This is a genomic window from Streptomyces sp. V4I8 (assembly GCF_041261225.1).
GTDB lineage: Bacteria > Actinomycetota > Actinomycetes > Streptomycetales > Streptomycetaceae > Streptomyces.
Genome location: NZ_JBGCCN010000001.1, coordinates 1,078,266 through 1,092,088, shown reverse-complemented (window position 1 = coordinate 1,092,088; position 13,823 = coordinate 1,078,266). Strand labels below are relative to the sequence as shown.

Here is a 13,823-nt window from a genome sequence, read left to right as displayed (position 1 = left end):
CGGATGTTCAGCCCCGAAGGCCCCTCCCTGCGTGAACTCGCCGTCCAGGCCCTGTCGTCCGTCGAGCGCGGATACGACCTGCTCGCCCCGAAGTTCGACCACACACCCTTCCGTACGCCGGAGTCGGTACTGACCGCCGTCACGTCGGCGCTCGCCCGGACGGGCCCGTACGACGACGGCCTCGACCTGTGCTGCGGGACCGGCGCGGGCGTCGACGTGCTGACCGAGGTGTGCCGGCGCAGCGTCACCGGCGTCGACTTCAGCGCCGGCATGCTCGACGTCGCCCGGCGGCAGGTAGCGGCGGGGGACACGCGCGTCGCGTGGGTGCGTGCGGACGCCCGTGCCCTGCCGTTCGCCCCGGCCTTCGACCTGGCGGTGAGCTTCGGCGCGTTCGGCCACTTCCTGCCCCGCGAGCTGCCGGGCCTGTTCGCCCAGGTCCACTCCGTCCTGCGGCCCGGCGGGACGTTCGCCTTCCCTGTCGTGGCCCCGCCCGGTCCCACGTCCCCCGCCTACTGGATGCTGCTGGGCTTCGACGCGGTGATGCGGGTGCGCAACGCCGTGTGGCGGCCGCCCTTCGTCATGTACTACCGGGCCTTCCGGCTCGGGGAGGTGCGCGGCGAACTCGTGCGCGCCGGCTTCCGGGTGGAGCTCCTGGCCCTGCCTGAGTTCGGGCGGCGGACGGACGGGAGCCCGCGCGTGCGGATGGTGGTGGCGCGCCGCCCGGACTAGGCGGGTTGGAATTCCGGACTCACATCCCGCAAGTGGGTTTGTTTTTCAAACGCACAAGGTTATGGTGGGCGCGTGACAGCGACTACGACCGACACCGAGATCCGCGTCGACCCCGGATGGTGGTCCTGGGAGGGAGCGCACGGCGGCCATGTCGCCGCCCTTGCCCTGACCGCCGTACGCGATCGTTTCACCGGCGGAACCCATCCGGTCCGCACGCTGACCACGCACTATCTGGCGCCGGTCGACGACAGCCCGCTGCACTTCTCCGGTGCGGCGCCCGCCGTCGGCCGGCGCACGGCGACCTGCGTCTTCACCGGCCACCAGAAGGGCGTACCGGTCATCCACGGCTCGGCGCTCTTCGGTGCGCGGCGCCCGGGGCCGTCGTGCGACGGAAGCCCGCTCCCGCGGGTTCCGGGCCCCCAGGACTGCCGACCCCTGGACCTCCCCGTTGAACTGTCGCCCTTCGCCCGGCAGTTGGAGATCCGCCCCGCCACCGGCGACCTCCCGCTCGCCGGAGGTGACAAGGCCGAGCTCATGGCCTGGGTCCGCTTCCAGGACGGCCGTGTCCTCGACGCTCCGGCGGCCGTCACCCTCACCGACGTGCTGCCGCCCGCCCTGTACGCCCGCTGGCGCACCCCGTGCCCGGTGCCCACCGCCGAACTCACCGTCCATCTCACCGACGCCTTCGACGACGGCGTCCACGAGGGCTGGACCCTCGTCCGGATCCGTACCGAGCAGGCGGGCGGCGGCTGGGCGGTCGACGACAGCGCGGTCTGGTCGGCGGACGGCCGGTTGCTGGCACTGGCCCGGCAGGCGCGGGTCGTGCGCGCTCAGACTGCCGCCGGCAGCGTGAACTCGTAGACCAGAGCGTCCTGTTGGGCGTCCATGACGAGGTCCGTGATCTCCAGGGGGCGGGCGTACTGGTCGTGCACGCGCCGGGTGACCCGTACCGAGGACGCGGCCGGGAGCCGGGTGATGGTGTCCCGGTGGTGCAGCGCGAGGCCCGCCTGGCGCATCCAGTCGTAGGCGCGGCGCAGTTGGGCGGACCCGGTGCCGTCCGCGCGGTCGCGGCAGCGGGCGAGCTCCGCCACCTCGGCGAGGGCCACCGCGGAGAACGACGTCACGGCCGTCCGACGGCCCTGTCCGTCGGCGCCCGCGGACTCGTAGCGGTGCACCAGGGTCGGCCGGTGCGGGGCCAGCCCCAGGGCCTCGGCGTGCTCCGGCGGGGGAGCCTCCCAGGTGACCGTCGCCCGGTCCACCGCGCCCGGGGCCGTGGACCGGGCGCCGACCGGGAAGGCGAGGGTCGACGGCGTCTCGACCGGCGGCCCGGACAGGGTGGCATGGCTGCCCCGCCGGTCGGTGGTGACCAGGCCGCTGTGGCGCAGCACCTCCAGTGCCTGCCGTACGGTCTCCCGGCTGACCCCGAAGTGCCCTGCCAACTGTCGTTCCGCCGGCAGCCGTTCACCGGGCGGGATCGTTCCGTCGCGCAGCTCGCCGAGCAACTGGGTGGCGATCCTCCAGTACAGCGGCCGCGCTTCGGTGAGCGGACGGTCGTGCGGGGTGGTGCGGACCATGCCGCGCCTCCTGTTGGTGACGTGTCGTAGCCGTGCGGGTTCGTTGCGCCACCAGATCCAAGCATTGGTCTAAACCAGAAGGGAAGAGTGGTCTGTCACTTCGGCCGAAACGGTCCGCGCGGACGGGCCGTCACAGGGCGCCGTACAGGGCCTCGATCAGCGCCATCTTCCGCGGGTCGTCCGCGATATGAGACCCCATCCGGTTCATCACATAGCCCAGCGACACCCCGGCCTCCGGATCGGCCAGACCACAGGAGCCGCCGAAGCCGTCGTGTCCGAAAGCCCGCGGGTTGGGGCCGTACGAACCGTTCGACCCGCTCAGCCACAGCCCGAGCGCGGCCTCCGTCTCGTTCTCGAACCCGGACCCGAGCACCAGATCGCGACAGCTGCCCTGTCCCTCGCGCACCCGCTCGGCCGCCTCGGCCGAGAGGACACGGTGACCGCCGTACGACCCCCGGCCCGCGAAGATGCCGTACAGTGCCGCCACCGCCCGTGCCGTGCCGTGTCCGTTCGCGGCGGGGATCTCGGCGGCCCGCCACTCGGGCGAGTTGGCCTGCGCCGCCCCCACGGCCGGATTGGCCAGCGCGGCGAGGGCGGCGGGCGCCAACTGACTGAAGACCGCCGCCTGTTCACTGCTGGCCGCGACCGGGGGCTGCACCAGCTCGGCGGCCCGCCCGGACTCCTTCCGCGGCAACCCGATGGCGAAATCGATCCCGAGCGGCCCGGTCACCTCCCGCTCCAGGAACGCCCCGGGCAGCAGCCCCGACACCCGCCGCACGACCTCCCCGACCAGGAACCCGTACGTGAACGCGTGATACCCGGACACCGTCCCCGGCGCCCACCACGGCTCCGTTGTCGCGAGCCGCTGGGTCGTCAACTCCCAGTCGCAGAGCTGCTGAAGCGAGTGCGGCTCCCGCAGGCCGGACAGGCCGGCGCGGTGCGACAGCAGATGCCGTACGAGGATCTGTTCCTTGCCCGCGGCGGCGAACTCCGGCCAGTAGGCGGCCACCGGCGCGTCCAGGTCGAGCAGGCCCCGGTCGGCGAGGATGTGCGCGCACAGTGCTGTCGGTCCCTTGGTCGTCGACCACACGTTGACCACCGTGTCGCGCTCCCAGGGGCGGCTGCGCGCCGCGTCCGCCCACCCGCCCCACAGATCCACCACGGTCTCGCCGCCGACCGTGACCGCGACCGCGGCGCCCAGCTCCCCGCGTTCCTGGAAGTTCGCCTCGAACGCCGCCCGCACCGCCGCGAACCGCGGATCGCAGTGCCCGTGCACCTGCGCCTCGTGCTCCGTCATGGGCCCACCCCTCGTCGTCCGCCGGAAACCCGGGCCACGACAGCGTGACCCGGGCTCCCTGAACGTACCGACTGGTCGGACTGGGCGGAAGGAGTCGAACGCGCCGACCTCTCACCCGAGGAGCGGCGCGCCTTCCGGCTCCCGGTCACGCCCGGTGATGCTCAGGCGTGCGCGCGCAGCCAGTCCAGCTTGGCCGCCTCGTGGAAGGGGCCGCCGCCCTCGTGGTCGTTGAAGTCGTACACCTCGATGGCCTTCTCGTCGTGGGCCCAGGCGTTGAAGGCCGCGAAGACGGTGGAGGGCGGGCAGGTCTGGTCCTCCAGGGCCGCCGAGAACAAGGCGGGCGCCCGGCCGCGGGACGCGAAGTGGACGCCGTCGAAGTAGGACAGGGTGCGCAGGGCGTCCTCGGTGCGGCCCCGGTGCGTCTTGAGGTAGAGGCCGATCTCGCGGTACGGGTGACGGTCCGTGAGGGTCGCCGCGCGCGGGTAGTCGCACAGGAACGGCACGTCCGGCGCGATCGCCGTCAGGTCCGGCACCAGACCGCCGACCGCGATCGTGATGCCACCGCCCTGGCTCGCGCCCAGCGCGACCGTGCGGGTTGCGTCGGTCAGCGGATGCGAGCGGGCGGCTTCGACGGCACGGACCGCGTCCGTGAACACCCGGCGGTAGTAGTAGTTCTCGGGCGCGTCGATGCCCCGCGTCATGAAACCGGGGAACGCGGGCGCGGACCCCACCGGGTCCGGCGTCCCGCCGCCGGCGCCCCACGCGCTGCCCTGGCCCCGCGTGTCCATCATGAAGTGCGCCCGGCCCGAGGAGGCCCACAGCAGGTTCTCGTGCGGCAGACCCCGCCCGCCGCCGTATCCGATGAACTCCACGACCAGCGGCAACGGCTCCGACGCCCCGGCGGGCAGCCGCAGCCAGCCCTTCACCGGGTGACCGCCGAACCCGGCGAACGTCACGTCGTGGACCTCCACCGTGGACAGCCCCGTGTCGACCGGCTCGAACCGGGCGTCCAAGTCGTGCCCGCGCGCCTCCTCAAGGGTCTTGGACCAGAACGAGTCGAAGTCCTCGGGCTCGACGGACTCGCTGTGGTACTCGCGCAGTTCGTCGAGCGGAAGGTCGAACAGGGCCATGAAGGACCGCCTTTGCGAAGAGTGACTGCGGATGATCACACCGTACGTGGGAGGTCGGAGGACTCGCCAGATCTTTCCCAGTCCAGCGCCTACGATGACGCCATGACGTCCGTCGTCGATCCCCCGGTGAAGAGAGCGGATCTGCTGGTCAGGGACGCCGAACTGCTTGTCGTGGACGAAGGGCGGGAGATCCCGGGCGGCTGGCTGGCCGTCACCGGTGGTCGGGTCACCGGCGTCGGCGCCGCCGGTAGCGAGCCCCAGGCCCGCACGACCGTCTCGGCGGCCGGACGGCTCGTCACCCCGGGCCTGGTCAACACCCACCATCACATCTACCAGAACCTCACCCGCTCCTACGCGCCCGCCGTGAACGGCACCCTGTTCGACTGGCTGACCACCCTCTACCCGCTCTGGGCGGGCCTCGACGAGGAGGCGGCGTACGTGTCGGCGTACGTCGGTATGGCCGAGCTGCTGATGGGCGGCTGCACCACGTCGTCCGACCACCTCTACGTCCATCCCCGCCCGCGCCTCGTCGACGCCGAGATCCGCGCCGCCCGCGACATCGGCTTCCGCTTCCACGCCACCCGCGGCTCGATGACCCGCTCCGTCGACGACGGAGGGCTGCCGCCCAGGAGCGTCACCCAGACCGAGGACGAGGTGCTGGCCGACAGCGAGCGCCTGATCAGGACGTACCACGACCCCGGACCGGGCGCGCTGGTACGGGTCGCGCTCGCGCCCTGCTCGCCGTTCTCGGTGACCAGGTCCCTGATGACCGCCACCGCCGAACTCGCCGAGCGCCACGATGTACGGCTGCACACGCACCTCGCCGAGGACCACGACGAGGACACCTACTGCCTGGAGACCTACAGCTGCCGTCCCGTCGAGTACTTCGAGGAGACGGGCTGGATGAGCGACCGCAGCTGGGTCGCGCACTGCATCTACCCGAACGACGCCGAGCTGCGACGCCTGGCGGACGCGGGCGTCGGCGTGGCGCACTGCCCCAGCTCCAACATGCTCATCGGCGGCGGCACCGCGCGCGTGAAGGAGATGCGCGAACTTGGCCTGCCCGTCGGCATCGGCTGCGACGGCTCGGCCTCCACGGACCACGCCTCCCTCTGGATGGAGACCCGGGCCGCCCTGCTGCTGGGCCGCTACCGCGGCGGACCCGGCGCGATGACCGCCCGCGACGCCCTCGACCTCGCGACCCGTGGCTCGGCGCGCTGCCTGGGCCGGGCCGACGAGCTGGGCCATCTGCGGCCCGGGGCCTGCGCCGACCTGGTCGTCTGGGACCTGCACGAGGTCGCGCTCGCCGGCGCGGTCAGCGACCCCGTGGAGGCCTGGCTGCGCTGCGGGCCCGCCCGGGCCTGGACCACGGTGGTCGGCGGCCGGATCCTGGTCGACCGCGGTGAGCCGCGCCTGACCGGGCTGGCGGATGCCCTGACGGCCCACGACCGGATCGCCCGCCGGATGCAGCAAGCTGCCCAGGGTCCGCAGACTGCCTAGGACCGCGAACTGTCTAGGGCCCGCAGGCTGCTTGGGTTCCGCGGGACCCGTCACCGAGATCGCACGAGCGCGCACACGCGGACCTGACCCGGGGCATGCCACGGGTCATGCCCGACGGCCCGTCCACTCCGGCTCCGTCGCGGCCCACGCCTGTTCCCACTCGGCCAGGCGCCGACGCATCGCGGCACGGCGTACGACCGCGTGGCCGAGGATGATCACGGCGACCACCCCGCCCGTGGCGCAGACGCCGATGGTGACGGTGTGCTGCCAGATCGCCGTGCTGTCCGGGGGCGGGGCCACGCTCCGGCCCCGGGAATCCAGCCATACGCCGACGGTGTCGCCGCTGCGTGTGCCTGCCGGGACGCGTGCCGTGGCCGTACGGGGTACGCCATCCGGCTCCGTCCAGCGGACGGTCGTCCTGGCGGACGGCTGCCGCCCGCCGTGTGCCATGGGAAGCGTGTCGGACGTTCTGCCGACGACCTCGGCCCGGATGTGCCGGCGATCGGCGCGCTGTTCCCGCGCCGTCGTCCGGGCGCTGTCATGGGCCCACCACGCCGTGGCCACCCCAACCAGGGGAGCCACGACGAGGCACAAGACGATCACGGCCCATAAGGTCCGCGCCTCGACCACATCCGACCGGCGCCGCAGCGGACTGCGCCGCCGGCGCCGGCCACGCACCAGGTATTCCATGGCGTCCAGGTACCCCGTACAGCGGACATCGTTCCTGACGATCCCGGACGAGAGGCGTCCCCCGGGCCGGAGCGCCGATCAGCCGAAGCGCTCGATGCGGATGCGGTCCACGGGCTGACCTGCCGCCACGAGCAGGCGTGAGGCGTGCTCGGCGAATCCATTGGATCCACACACATAGGCCTCCCACCCACCAGTTGGCTGCTCGGCCAGGAGAGGCGCCACATGTGCGGCGGCCATACGTCCCACGGGCTCACCCTCCGGCGCACTGCGCGTGAACACGGGCGTCGTCTCGGCGCCGTACTCCCGCGCGTAGATCAGCTCCTCGGGGCTGCGCGCCGACACCACCAGCCGCAGCGGCACGTCCAGGCCCCGCGCCTTGTGGTGACGCACCATCGACATCAGCGGTACGACACCGGAGCCGGCGCCGACCAGCAGCGCGGGCCGGTCACCGGGCCAGGCGAAGAACCCGCTGAGCGGGCCGCGCACCTCGACCGTGTCACCGGGCTCGGCGACCGTGTGGAACCAGCCGGAGACCTCACCGCCCTCGACATGGTCCAGGGTCAGCTCGATGTGCCCGGAGTCGTCGGGCGCGGACGCGATCGAGTAGTGGCGCTGGGCCACATAGCCGTCGCCGGCGGTCAGCCGCAGCATCAGGTGCTGGCCGGGGAGATGGCCTGCCCAGGCCGGCACCGCGAGGCGGAAGGTGGCGGCCTGCGGGGTCTCGCGGCGGATCTCGGTGATCGTGGCGGTCTGCCACACCGCGGCGGCCCGGTTGCTGACGGCGATCCGCCCGGGCACGGCGAAGCGGGTCGCGGGAGTGAACGTCTCGGTCACAGCTGCCTCAGTCACGGCTACCTCGGTCCCAGCTGCCTCAGTCACCGGAGTACCGCTGCTCTTCCCAGGGGTTGCCGCGGGCGTGGTAGCCGTTCTGCTCCCAGAACCCCGGCTCGTCGCGGTCGAGGATCCGCAGGCCCGCGATCCACTTGGCGCTCTTCCAGAAGTACAGGTGCGGCACCAGCAGCCGGGCCGGGCCACCGTGCTCCGGGGCGAGCGGCTCGCCGTCGAACTCCCAGGCGATCCACGCCCGCCCGCCGGTCAGGTCGGCGAGCGGCAGGTTGGTGGTGTACCCGGTGTGCGAATAGGCGACGGCATGTGTGGCGGACACATGGGGCCGGACCACATCAAGGAAGGTGTCCAGCGACACGCCCCCGAACCGCACCCCGAACTTCGACCAGCTCGTCACGCAGTGGATGTCGCCCTCGTACACCGACTTCGGCAGCTCGTGCGCCTGCTCCCAGCTCCACCCGCGCGGCTGCTCGACCAGGCCGTCGATGCGGAAGCTCCACTCGGCGGGCGTCAGCTCGGGTGTGACCTCGGCGGACAGGACGGGCCAGTCGTCGCCCGCGTCGTACTGACCGGGCGGCAGCGCGGCGTTCTGGACGCGGGGGCGTCCGGTGAAGCCTCGGGTGACGTTCATACGGGTGGTGCCTCCAGGCCGCCGTGAGCGGTGGCCCGCGGGTCGAGCGTGATCAGTGCTTGTTCATTCAACCGTACGCGCTCCGGTGACCCGCCCTGCCCCGGGGGCGTTGGGGTAATGTTGCCGTCCGGCCGGGACAGTCCCGACCGTGCGGAGTCCAGGAGGTGAGACCCATTACCGCTGTGTCAGGTCGGGTGCTCTCACCTCGAGTCGGCGCGGGTCACCGCCAGTAGGCGACCGCGAGAGCATCCTTCGGCTTCCGAAAGGCTCTCGGCTTCCATGCCCCCTCTCTCCTCCTTCTCGTCCTCGCCTTCCTCCCCGGCGCCGCTCTCGCGCGACGCCGTCGTGTCCGCCCTTCGTGCCGCCGGCTGCGTCTTCGCCGAGGACGAGGCCCGCTTGATCCTGGCCGCCGCCGGCACCCCGGACGAGCTGGCCGCCATGGTGGACCGGCGCATCACCGGCCTGCCCCTCGAACTCGTCCTCGGCTGGGCCGAGTTCCGCGGGCTGCGCATAGTCGTGGAACCCGGCGTCTTCGTCCCCCGCCGCCGAACCGAGTTCCTGGTCGAGCAGGCCCTCGCCCTCGCCCCGGACGCGTCCCTGGTCGTGGACCTGTGCTGCGGCTCGGGCGCGGTCGGGGCGGCACTGGCCGCGGCACTCGGCCGCGTGGAGCTGCACTCCGCCGACATCGCCACGGCGGCCGTGCGCTGCGCCCGCCGCAATGTGACCCCCTTCGGCGGTCAGGTGCACGAGGGCGACCTGTTCGAGGCGCTGCCCGGCGGCTTGCGCGGACGCGTCGGCATCCTGGCGGCCAATGTGCCGTACGTACCCAGTGACGAGGTCGAGCTTCTGCCCGCCGAGGCCCGTGACCACGAGCCGCGCGTCGCCCTCGACGGCGGTCCGGACGGGCTCGACGTCCTGCGCCGGGTCGCCGCCGAGGCTCCCCGCTGGCTGGCACCCGGCGGCTGTCTGCTGGTCGAGACGAGCGAACGCCAAGCGCCGACGGCCCTGGAGGCCTTCACCCGCAGTGGACTGTCCGCGCGGCTGATCGTCTCCGAGGAGCTGTACGCGAATGTCGTGGTCGGCCTCCAGCCGACCGGAGGCTGAACAGGCGGCCCAGGCCGGACTCCTGGGCAGAAACCGGAGCGGATCAGTAGGCCGCCGAGCCGTCCTTCCGAGGCCGGCCCCCCCCGTGCCGGGCCCGTGACTTCCGTCGGGCTCGGCCGGGGACGGTGATGCCGACGCCGGCCCTGAGGCCGAGGGTGATGCCCCGTCGCCCCGAGCCCGACGAGTCGCGGCGTAGGCGACCGTCGCGGCCGAAGCCACCACCCCACGGCCCCCGCCGATCAACTCGGCGGCAGAACACGGGCGATGAGCAGCGCCACGTCGTCGGCGTTCTCGGGCCGGTGCAGGGTCCGCAGCAGCATGTCGCAGACCTCCTCCAGCGGACGGTCGGGGCCGTCGAGGAGCTCCAGCAGCGCGGCCAGGCGTTCGTCGAGCGGATGCTGGCGGGTCTCGACGAGCCCGTCGGTGTAGAAGACGAGGCGGTCACCGGGTTCGAGGTCGATGGTCGTCGTGGAGAACGGAACTCCGCCCACGCCCAGCGGTACGCCGGTGGGCAGGTCGAGGAGCTCCGGGGCGTTGCCGGGGCGGAGGCGCGCGGGCGGCAGGTGCCCGGCGTTGGCGATCCGGCACTGCCGCAGCCGCGGGTCATGGATGGCGTAGACGCAGGTGGCGATGGAGTGGTCGAGGCCCTCGGTGATCTTGTCGAGGTGCTCCAGGAGCCGGGCAGGTTCGAGGTCGAGGGAGGCCAGCGTGTGCGTCGCCGTACGCAGCCGGCCCATGGTCGTGGCGGCGTCGATGCCGCTGCCCATCACATCGCCGACGACGAGCGCGGTCTTGCCGTCCTCCAGCGGGATCACGTCGAACCAGTCGCCGCCGACCTCGGCGCTGGCGCCCGCGGGCTGGTAGCGGGAGGCGACCTCCAGACCGCCGGTCACCGGCGGATGGCTGGGCAGCAGGCTGCGCTGCAGGGTGAGGGCGGTGTCGCGGGCGTTCTGGTACCAACGGGCGTTGTCGATCTGCACGGCCGCGCGGGCCGCCAGCTCACGGGCGAGCAGCAGGTCGTCCTCGCTGAACGGCAGCGGATTACGGGTGCGCTTCAGGTCGAGGGCGCCGAGCACCTCGCCACGCGCGATCAGCGGCACCGCCAGATAGGAGTGCACGCCCGCGCGGCCCAGCTGGACGGCCGCCTCGGGGGAGCGGGCGATGCGTGGCAGGTCCTTCGCCTCGACATGCGCCACCATGACCGGACTGGCGGTGCGCACGCACTCGGTGACCAGGCGGTCCGGGCCGTAGCGGGCGACCTGGCCGGGCTGGTCGGCGGCGTCGAGGGCCTCCGTGTCGTGCTGCGCCCGGACGGCCAGGGCGCGGATCACCGCTGACTCCGCGGGTCCGAGGCTGCTGCGTCTGCCCTCCACCACGGCTTCCAGCAGATCCACGGCCGCCACGTCGGCGAGCTCCGGCACGGCCACGTCGGCCAGCTCGCGTGCCGTGCGGTCCAGCTCCAGGGTGGTGCCGATCCGCGTGGAGGCGTCGGCGATGAGGGCCAGGCGCCGCCGTGCCGTCTCGGCCTCGACGGCGGCCTGGTGCTGCTCGGTGATATCCACGGCCATCCCCGCGACGCCGAGCACCGTCCCGGTCGTGTCCTCCAGCCGGTAGAGGGAGATGGACCAGAAGTGCTCCTGGTCCGGGTCGGCCGGAGTCCGTCCCGTGATGCGCTGGTTGATGAGCGGCTCACCGGTCCGCAGCACCTCGCGCAGGGCCGTTTCGATGGCGTCGGCGTCGATGTCCGGCAGCAGCTCACGCGGTGTGTGGCCGACATGGTCCTCGGCGGGGATGCCGTTGAGCTGTGCCAGCGCCTCGTTCACCGAGACGTACCGCAGTTCGGTGTCGAGGACGGCCAGGCCGATCGGAGCCTGCGCGATCGTCCGCGTCGACAGTGCGACGTCCCGCTCCACCTGGCGGACGGTCGTCTGGTCGGCGCACAGGCCCAGGGCGTAGACGTCCCCCCGGTCGTCCAGCAGCCGCATGTTGCGGAACTCCACCAGCCGGGTGCTGCCGTCCTTGCGCCGGATCGGGAACGCCCCGGCCCAGCCCTCACCGGTCTCCATGACGTCGGCGAACAGCTTGACGACCAGATCCAGGTACTGCTCGTGGACCATGATCCGGGCCGCGTACTCACCCAGCGCCTCGTGCGCCGGGTAGCCGAACAGCTCCTCCGCCTGGGGGCTCCACAGCACGATGCGCCCCTGGGTGTCCAGTACCACCGAGGCAACGCCCAGCACGTCGAGCAGCCCGCTCGGCCCTACCGGCCCGCGCACGGGCTCGTGGCCCTCGGCCACGGGAGGTTCGGCTGCAGACATCCCACGCACCGCCTTCGCCCAGTTTCGCGGCACGCCGTTCCCCCGTGCCGACTCCCCTTGTTCTACCGCGTTCAACCGTCTCCGGGCTCCCTTGGTCGTCCTCCTCCACCATCCCTCAACACGAGGACGGACGTACGCCGAAGTCATCACGACGGCGGATGACTGTGGGGAACAGACAGCACAGCTTCTCCCTAGTGGTCTGTACATGACCATCGCTGCCCGCCAAACTGTCCGCCGACACGCATCCACCCCCCAAGGAGTCACCCCATGGCCCCGCGCGCCCGGCAACGTTGTCACGCCGCTCTGACCGGCCTCGTCGCCCTCACCTCCGCCGCCGTGCTGTGCACCGCGACGCCCGCACAGGCCGCCGACACCTGGACGGAGGTGGGCTCCGACCGCGCCGACCCGCTGACCGAGAGCCAGGGCCTGACCTCGGTCGAGGTCCCGGCGAACGGCCCCAACCGCTACACGGGCATCGGCACGATTCCCGTCTCGGTCAGCAGCCGCGGCTGGAACCACGTGGGTGACCCCGACGCCTCCTCCAACGGCTACTACATCGAGCCGTACCAGGCGGACTCGGGCAACGCGAAGATGTTCCGGGTGCAGGCTCCGGACGGGACATGGTCGGAGTACGTCCACGCGCTGGGCTCCGGGGAGGCGCTGAACAACTCCTTCGCCGCCGTCACGCCCGGCGGCCAGTGGATGGTGTCGGGCGAGTGGGGCACCATGACCCGCCTGCTGGTCCACCCGACTCCGGGCGTCAACCCCGGCACGTCACCGTCCGCGAACCTCCCCTGGACCTCCAGCATCCGGCTGGACCACGCCGTACGCGACGTCCAGGGCTGCGACTTCCTCAGCGCGAGGACGCTGCTGTGCTCCTCCGACGACCCGGCCGGAACCCTCTTCGGCATGACCAAGCCGCTGCTCCAGATCGACCTCTCCGCCGAGCCGGGCACCTCCGACGTCACGGGCCATGTCACGGCCCTGCGCCAGCTCCCGCTGCGCAGCTCCTGCTCGGGCGATTTCGAGACGGAGGGCATCGACTACGACCGCCGTACCGGCACCCTGCGTGTGATCGTCCTCTCGCCGGGCTTCTGTGTGCTGACGGACAGCAAGACGTACCGGTTCACGAGGAGCTGATCGCGCGGAGCTGATCGGAGCGGATCGTGCGGAGCTGAGGCGCGGACGGCTCGGCTCCGCCGGTAGTGCTCGGCCGACGGTGGTGCTTTTCTTGGGTTGGGGTCCGGCTCCGCGGGCTACCCGTGGTACCGCGGTGCGGCCACGAGAGGAGCGATCACGATGGACCGTGAACGAATGCACGAGGAACCCGTCTCCGTCGAGATCAGCGGATGCAACAAGGAAGACGCCCGGATCGTTTTCGACGCGCTGTGCACGTGCTTCGAGTCCGACCGGGGCCCCGAGGACGTGCCGGAGCAGCTCCACGAGACACGCCCGATGGTGTGGCTCGGCACGTTCGAGGTCACGGACGCACAGGAGTGCCCGCCTCCCGCCCGGCTCTCGTCGTCCGTCGAGGCCGACGCCCAGGGCGGCTACTGGGCCATCGAACGGCTCCGTACGACGCTGGACTCCCTGTTCACGGTCCACGACCTCACTTCGGTCTCGGGCGACCAGGAACGGGAGCTGCACGTGGTGCTGGAGAGCCGCCCCGGCTCGGCGTGAGCCGTTCCTCATGACGAGCGCGGCAGACTGAGCACGGCGCGCCGACAGGCGCCATGGACGGGCGGGCAGGCCCTCGCGGCCGGCCCGCCCGTCCATGCCGTGCGGCCCCCGCCGGCGCCCGCTGAAGCCGGGAGCCGGCATCCAGCCAGCGCGGCGGCGGACTGTGGGCCCTCGACCAGCGATACGGCGGCCGGGAGGCCACCAGGGTGATCGTGGTCGCCAGGGCGGCGGCCGTACCTCCAGCTCACCCCCCGTCTCGCTGGCCGGCTGCTTGGCGGCGCGCACGCGTCAGCTACCCACCAGCGGCCTGGCCGGCCCGTGCAG

The 13,823-nt window shown here is 72.4% G+C and carries 13 protein-coding genes; 6 read left to right on the top strand and 7 right to left on the bottom strand.

Annotation, left to right across the window (positions count from 1 at the left end):
• The first annotated feature begins 3 nt into the window (after positions 1–3).
• Entirely contained in the window at positions 4–729 is a 726-nt protein-coding gene (locus ABIE67_RS05000) for a class I SAM-dependent methyltransferase (RefSeq protein ID WP_370253725.1), read from the top strand.
• Positions 730–801: 72 nt separating this feature from the next.
• Positions 802–1,590 carry an acyl-CoA thioesterase gene (locus tag ABIE67_RS04995; protein WP_370253721.1) on the top strand — a complete coding sequence of 263 codons (789 nt, stop codon included), beginning with the start codon at positions 802–804 and terminating at the stop codon, positions 1,588–1,590.
• Here ABIE67_RS04995 and ABIE67_RS04990 read toward each other — a convergent pair.
• From ABIE67_RS04990 to ABIE67_RS04980, 3 genes are all read right to left on the bottom strand, one after another.
• The gene (locus tag ABIE67_RS04990; protein ID WP_370253717.1) at positions 1,560–2,303 is read right to left on the bottom strand and encodes a GntR family transcriptional regulator; all 744 of its coding nucleotides are present in this window, start codon (positions 2,301–2,303) and stop codon (positions 1,560–1,562) included. The two genes, ABIE67_RS04995 and ABIE67_RS04990, sit on opposite strands and share 31 nt — an antisense overlap.
• A 130-nt stretch (positions 2,304–2,433) precedes the next feature.
• A complete protein-coding gene (locus ABIE67_RS04985) occupies positions 2,434–3,600 on the bottom strand; it encodes a serine hydrolase domain-containing protein (protein WP_370253713.1) in 1,167 nt (388 codons plus the stop codon).
• 161 nt (positions 3,601–3,761) lie between these two features.
• Positions 3,762–4,730 carry an acetylxylan esterase gene (locus ABIE67_RS04980; protein WP_370253709.1) on the bottom strand — a complete coding sequence of 323 codons (969 nt, stop codon included), beginning with the start codon at positions 4,728–4,730 and terminating at the stop codon, positions 3,762–3,764.
• Between the two features lie 102 nt (positions 4,731–4,832).
• Here ABIE67_RS04980 and ABIE67_RS04975 point away from each other — a divergent pair, with 102 nt between their 5' ends.
• Positions 4,833–6,230 (top strand): 8-oxoguanine deaminase, encoded by a 1,398-nt coding sequence (locus tag ABIE67_RS04975; protein ID WP_370253705.1) that lies wholly within the window; start codon positions 4,833–4,835, stop codon positions 6,228–6,230.
• Between the two features lie 105 nt (positions 6,231–6,335).
• On the opposite strand, the gene ABIE67_RS04970 is transcribed toward ABIE67_RS04975, so the two are convergent.
• The 3 genes from ABIE67_RS04970 to ABIE67_RS04960 form a co-directional block, all read right to left on the bottom strand.
• On the bottom strand, positions 6,336–6,920 hold the full coding sequence (locus ABIE67_RS04970) for a hypothetical protein (protein WP_370253702.1): 585 nt from the start codon (positions 6,918–6,920) through the stop codon (positions 6,336–6,338).
• 78 nt (positions 6,921–6,998) lie between these two features.
• Positions 6,999–7,754, bottom strand: a complete 756-nt coding sequence (locus ABIE67_RS04965; RefSeq protein ID WP_370268223.1) for a ferredoxin reductase — start codon at positions 7,752–7,754, stop codon at positions 6,999–7,001.
• A gap of 37 nt (positions 7,755–7,791) precedes the next feature.
• Positions 7,792–8,397, bottom strand: a complete 606-nt coding sequence (locus ABIE67_RS04960) for a sulfite oxidase-like oxidoreductase (RefSeq protein ID WP_370253698.1) — start codon at positions 8,395–8,397, stop codon at positions 7,792–7,794.
• Between the two features lie 279 nt (positions 8,398–8,676).
• On the opposite strand from ABIE67_RS04960, the gene ABIE67_RS04955 reads away from it, so the two are divergent.
• On the top strand, positions 8,677–9,501 hold the full coding sequence (locus ABIE67_RS04955) for a putative protein N(5)-glutamine methyltransferase (protein WP_370253694.1): 825 nt from the start codon (positions 8,677–8,679) through the stop codon (positions 9,499–9,501).
• Positions 9,502–9,740: 239 nt separating this feature from the next.
• Here ABIE67_RS04955 and ABIE67_RS04950 read toward each other — a convergent pair whose 3' ends face one another.
• Complete coding sequence (locus ABIE67_RS04950) at positions 9,741–11,819, bottom strand: SpoIIE family protein phosphatase (RefSeq protein WP_370253690.1); 2,079 nt, start codon at positions 11,817–11,819, stop codon at positions 9,741–9,743.
• Positions 11,820–12,086: 267 nt separating this feature from the next.
• Between ABIE67_RS04950 and ABIE67_RS04945 the strand changes: the two genes are divergently transcribed.
• A complete protein-coding gene (locus tag ABIE67_RS04945; protein ID WP_370253687.1) occupies positions 12,087–12,959 on the top strand; it encodes a hypothetical protein in 873 nt (290 codons plus the stop codon).
• 159 nt (positions 12,960–13,118) lie between these two features.
• Positions 13,119–13,499, top strand: coding sequence for a hypothetical protein (locus ABIE67_RS04940; protein WP_370253683.1), 381 nt, complete (start codon positions 13,119–13,121; stop codon positions 13,497–13,499).
• Positions 13,500–13,823: the final 324 nt, after the last annotated feature.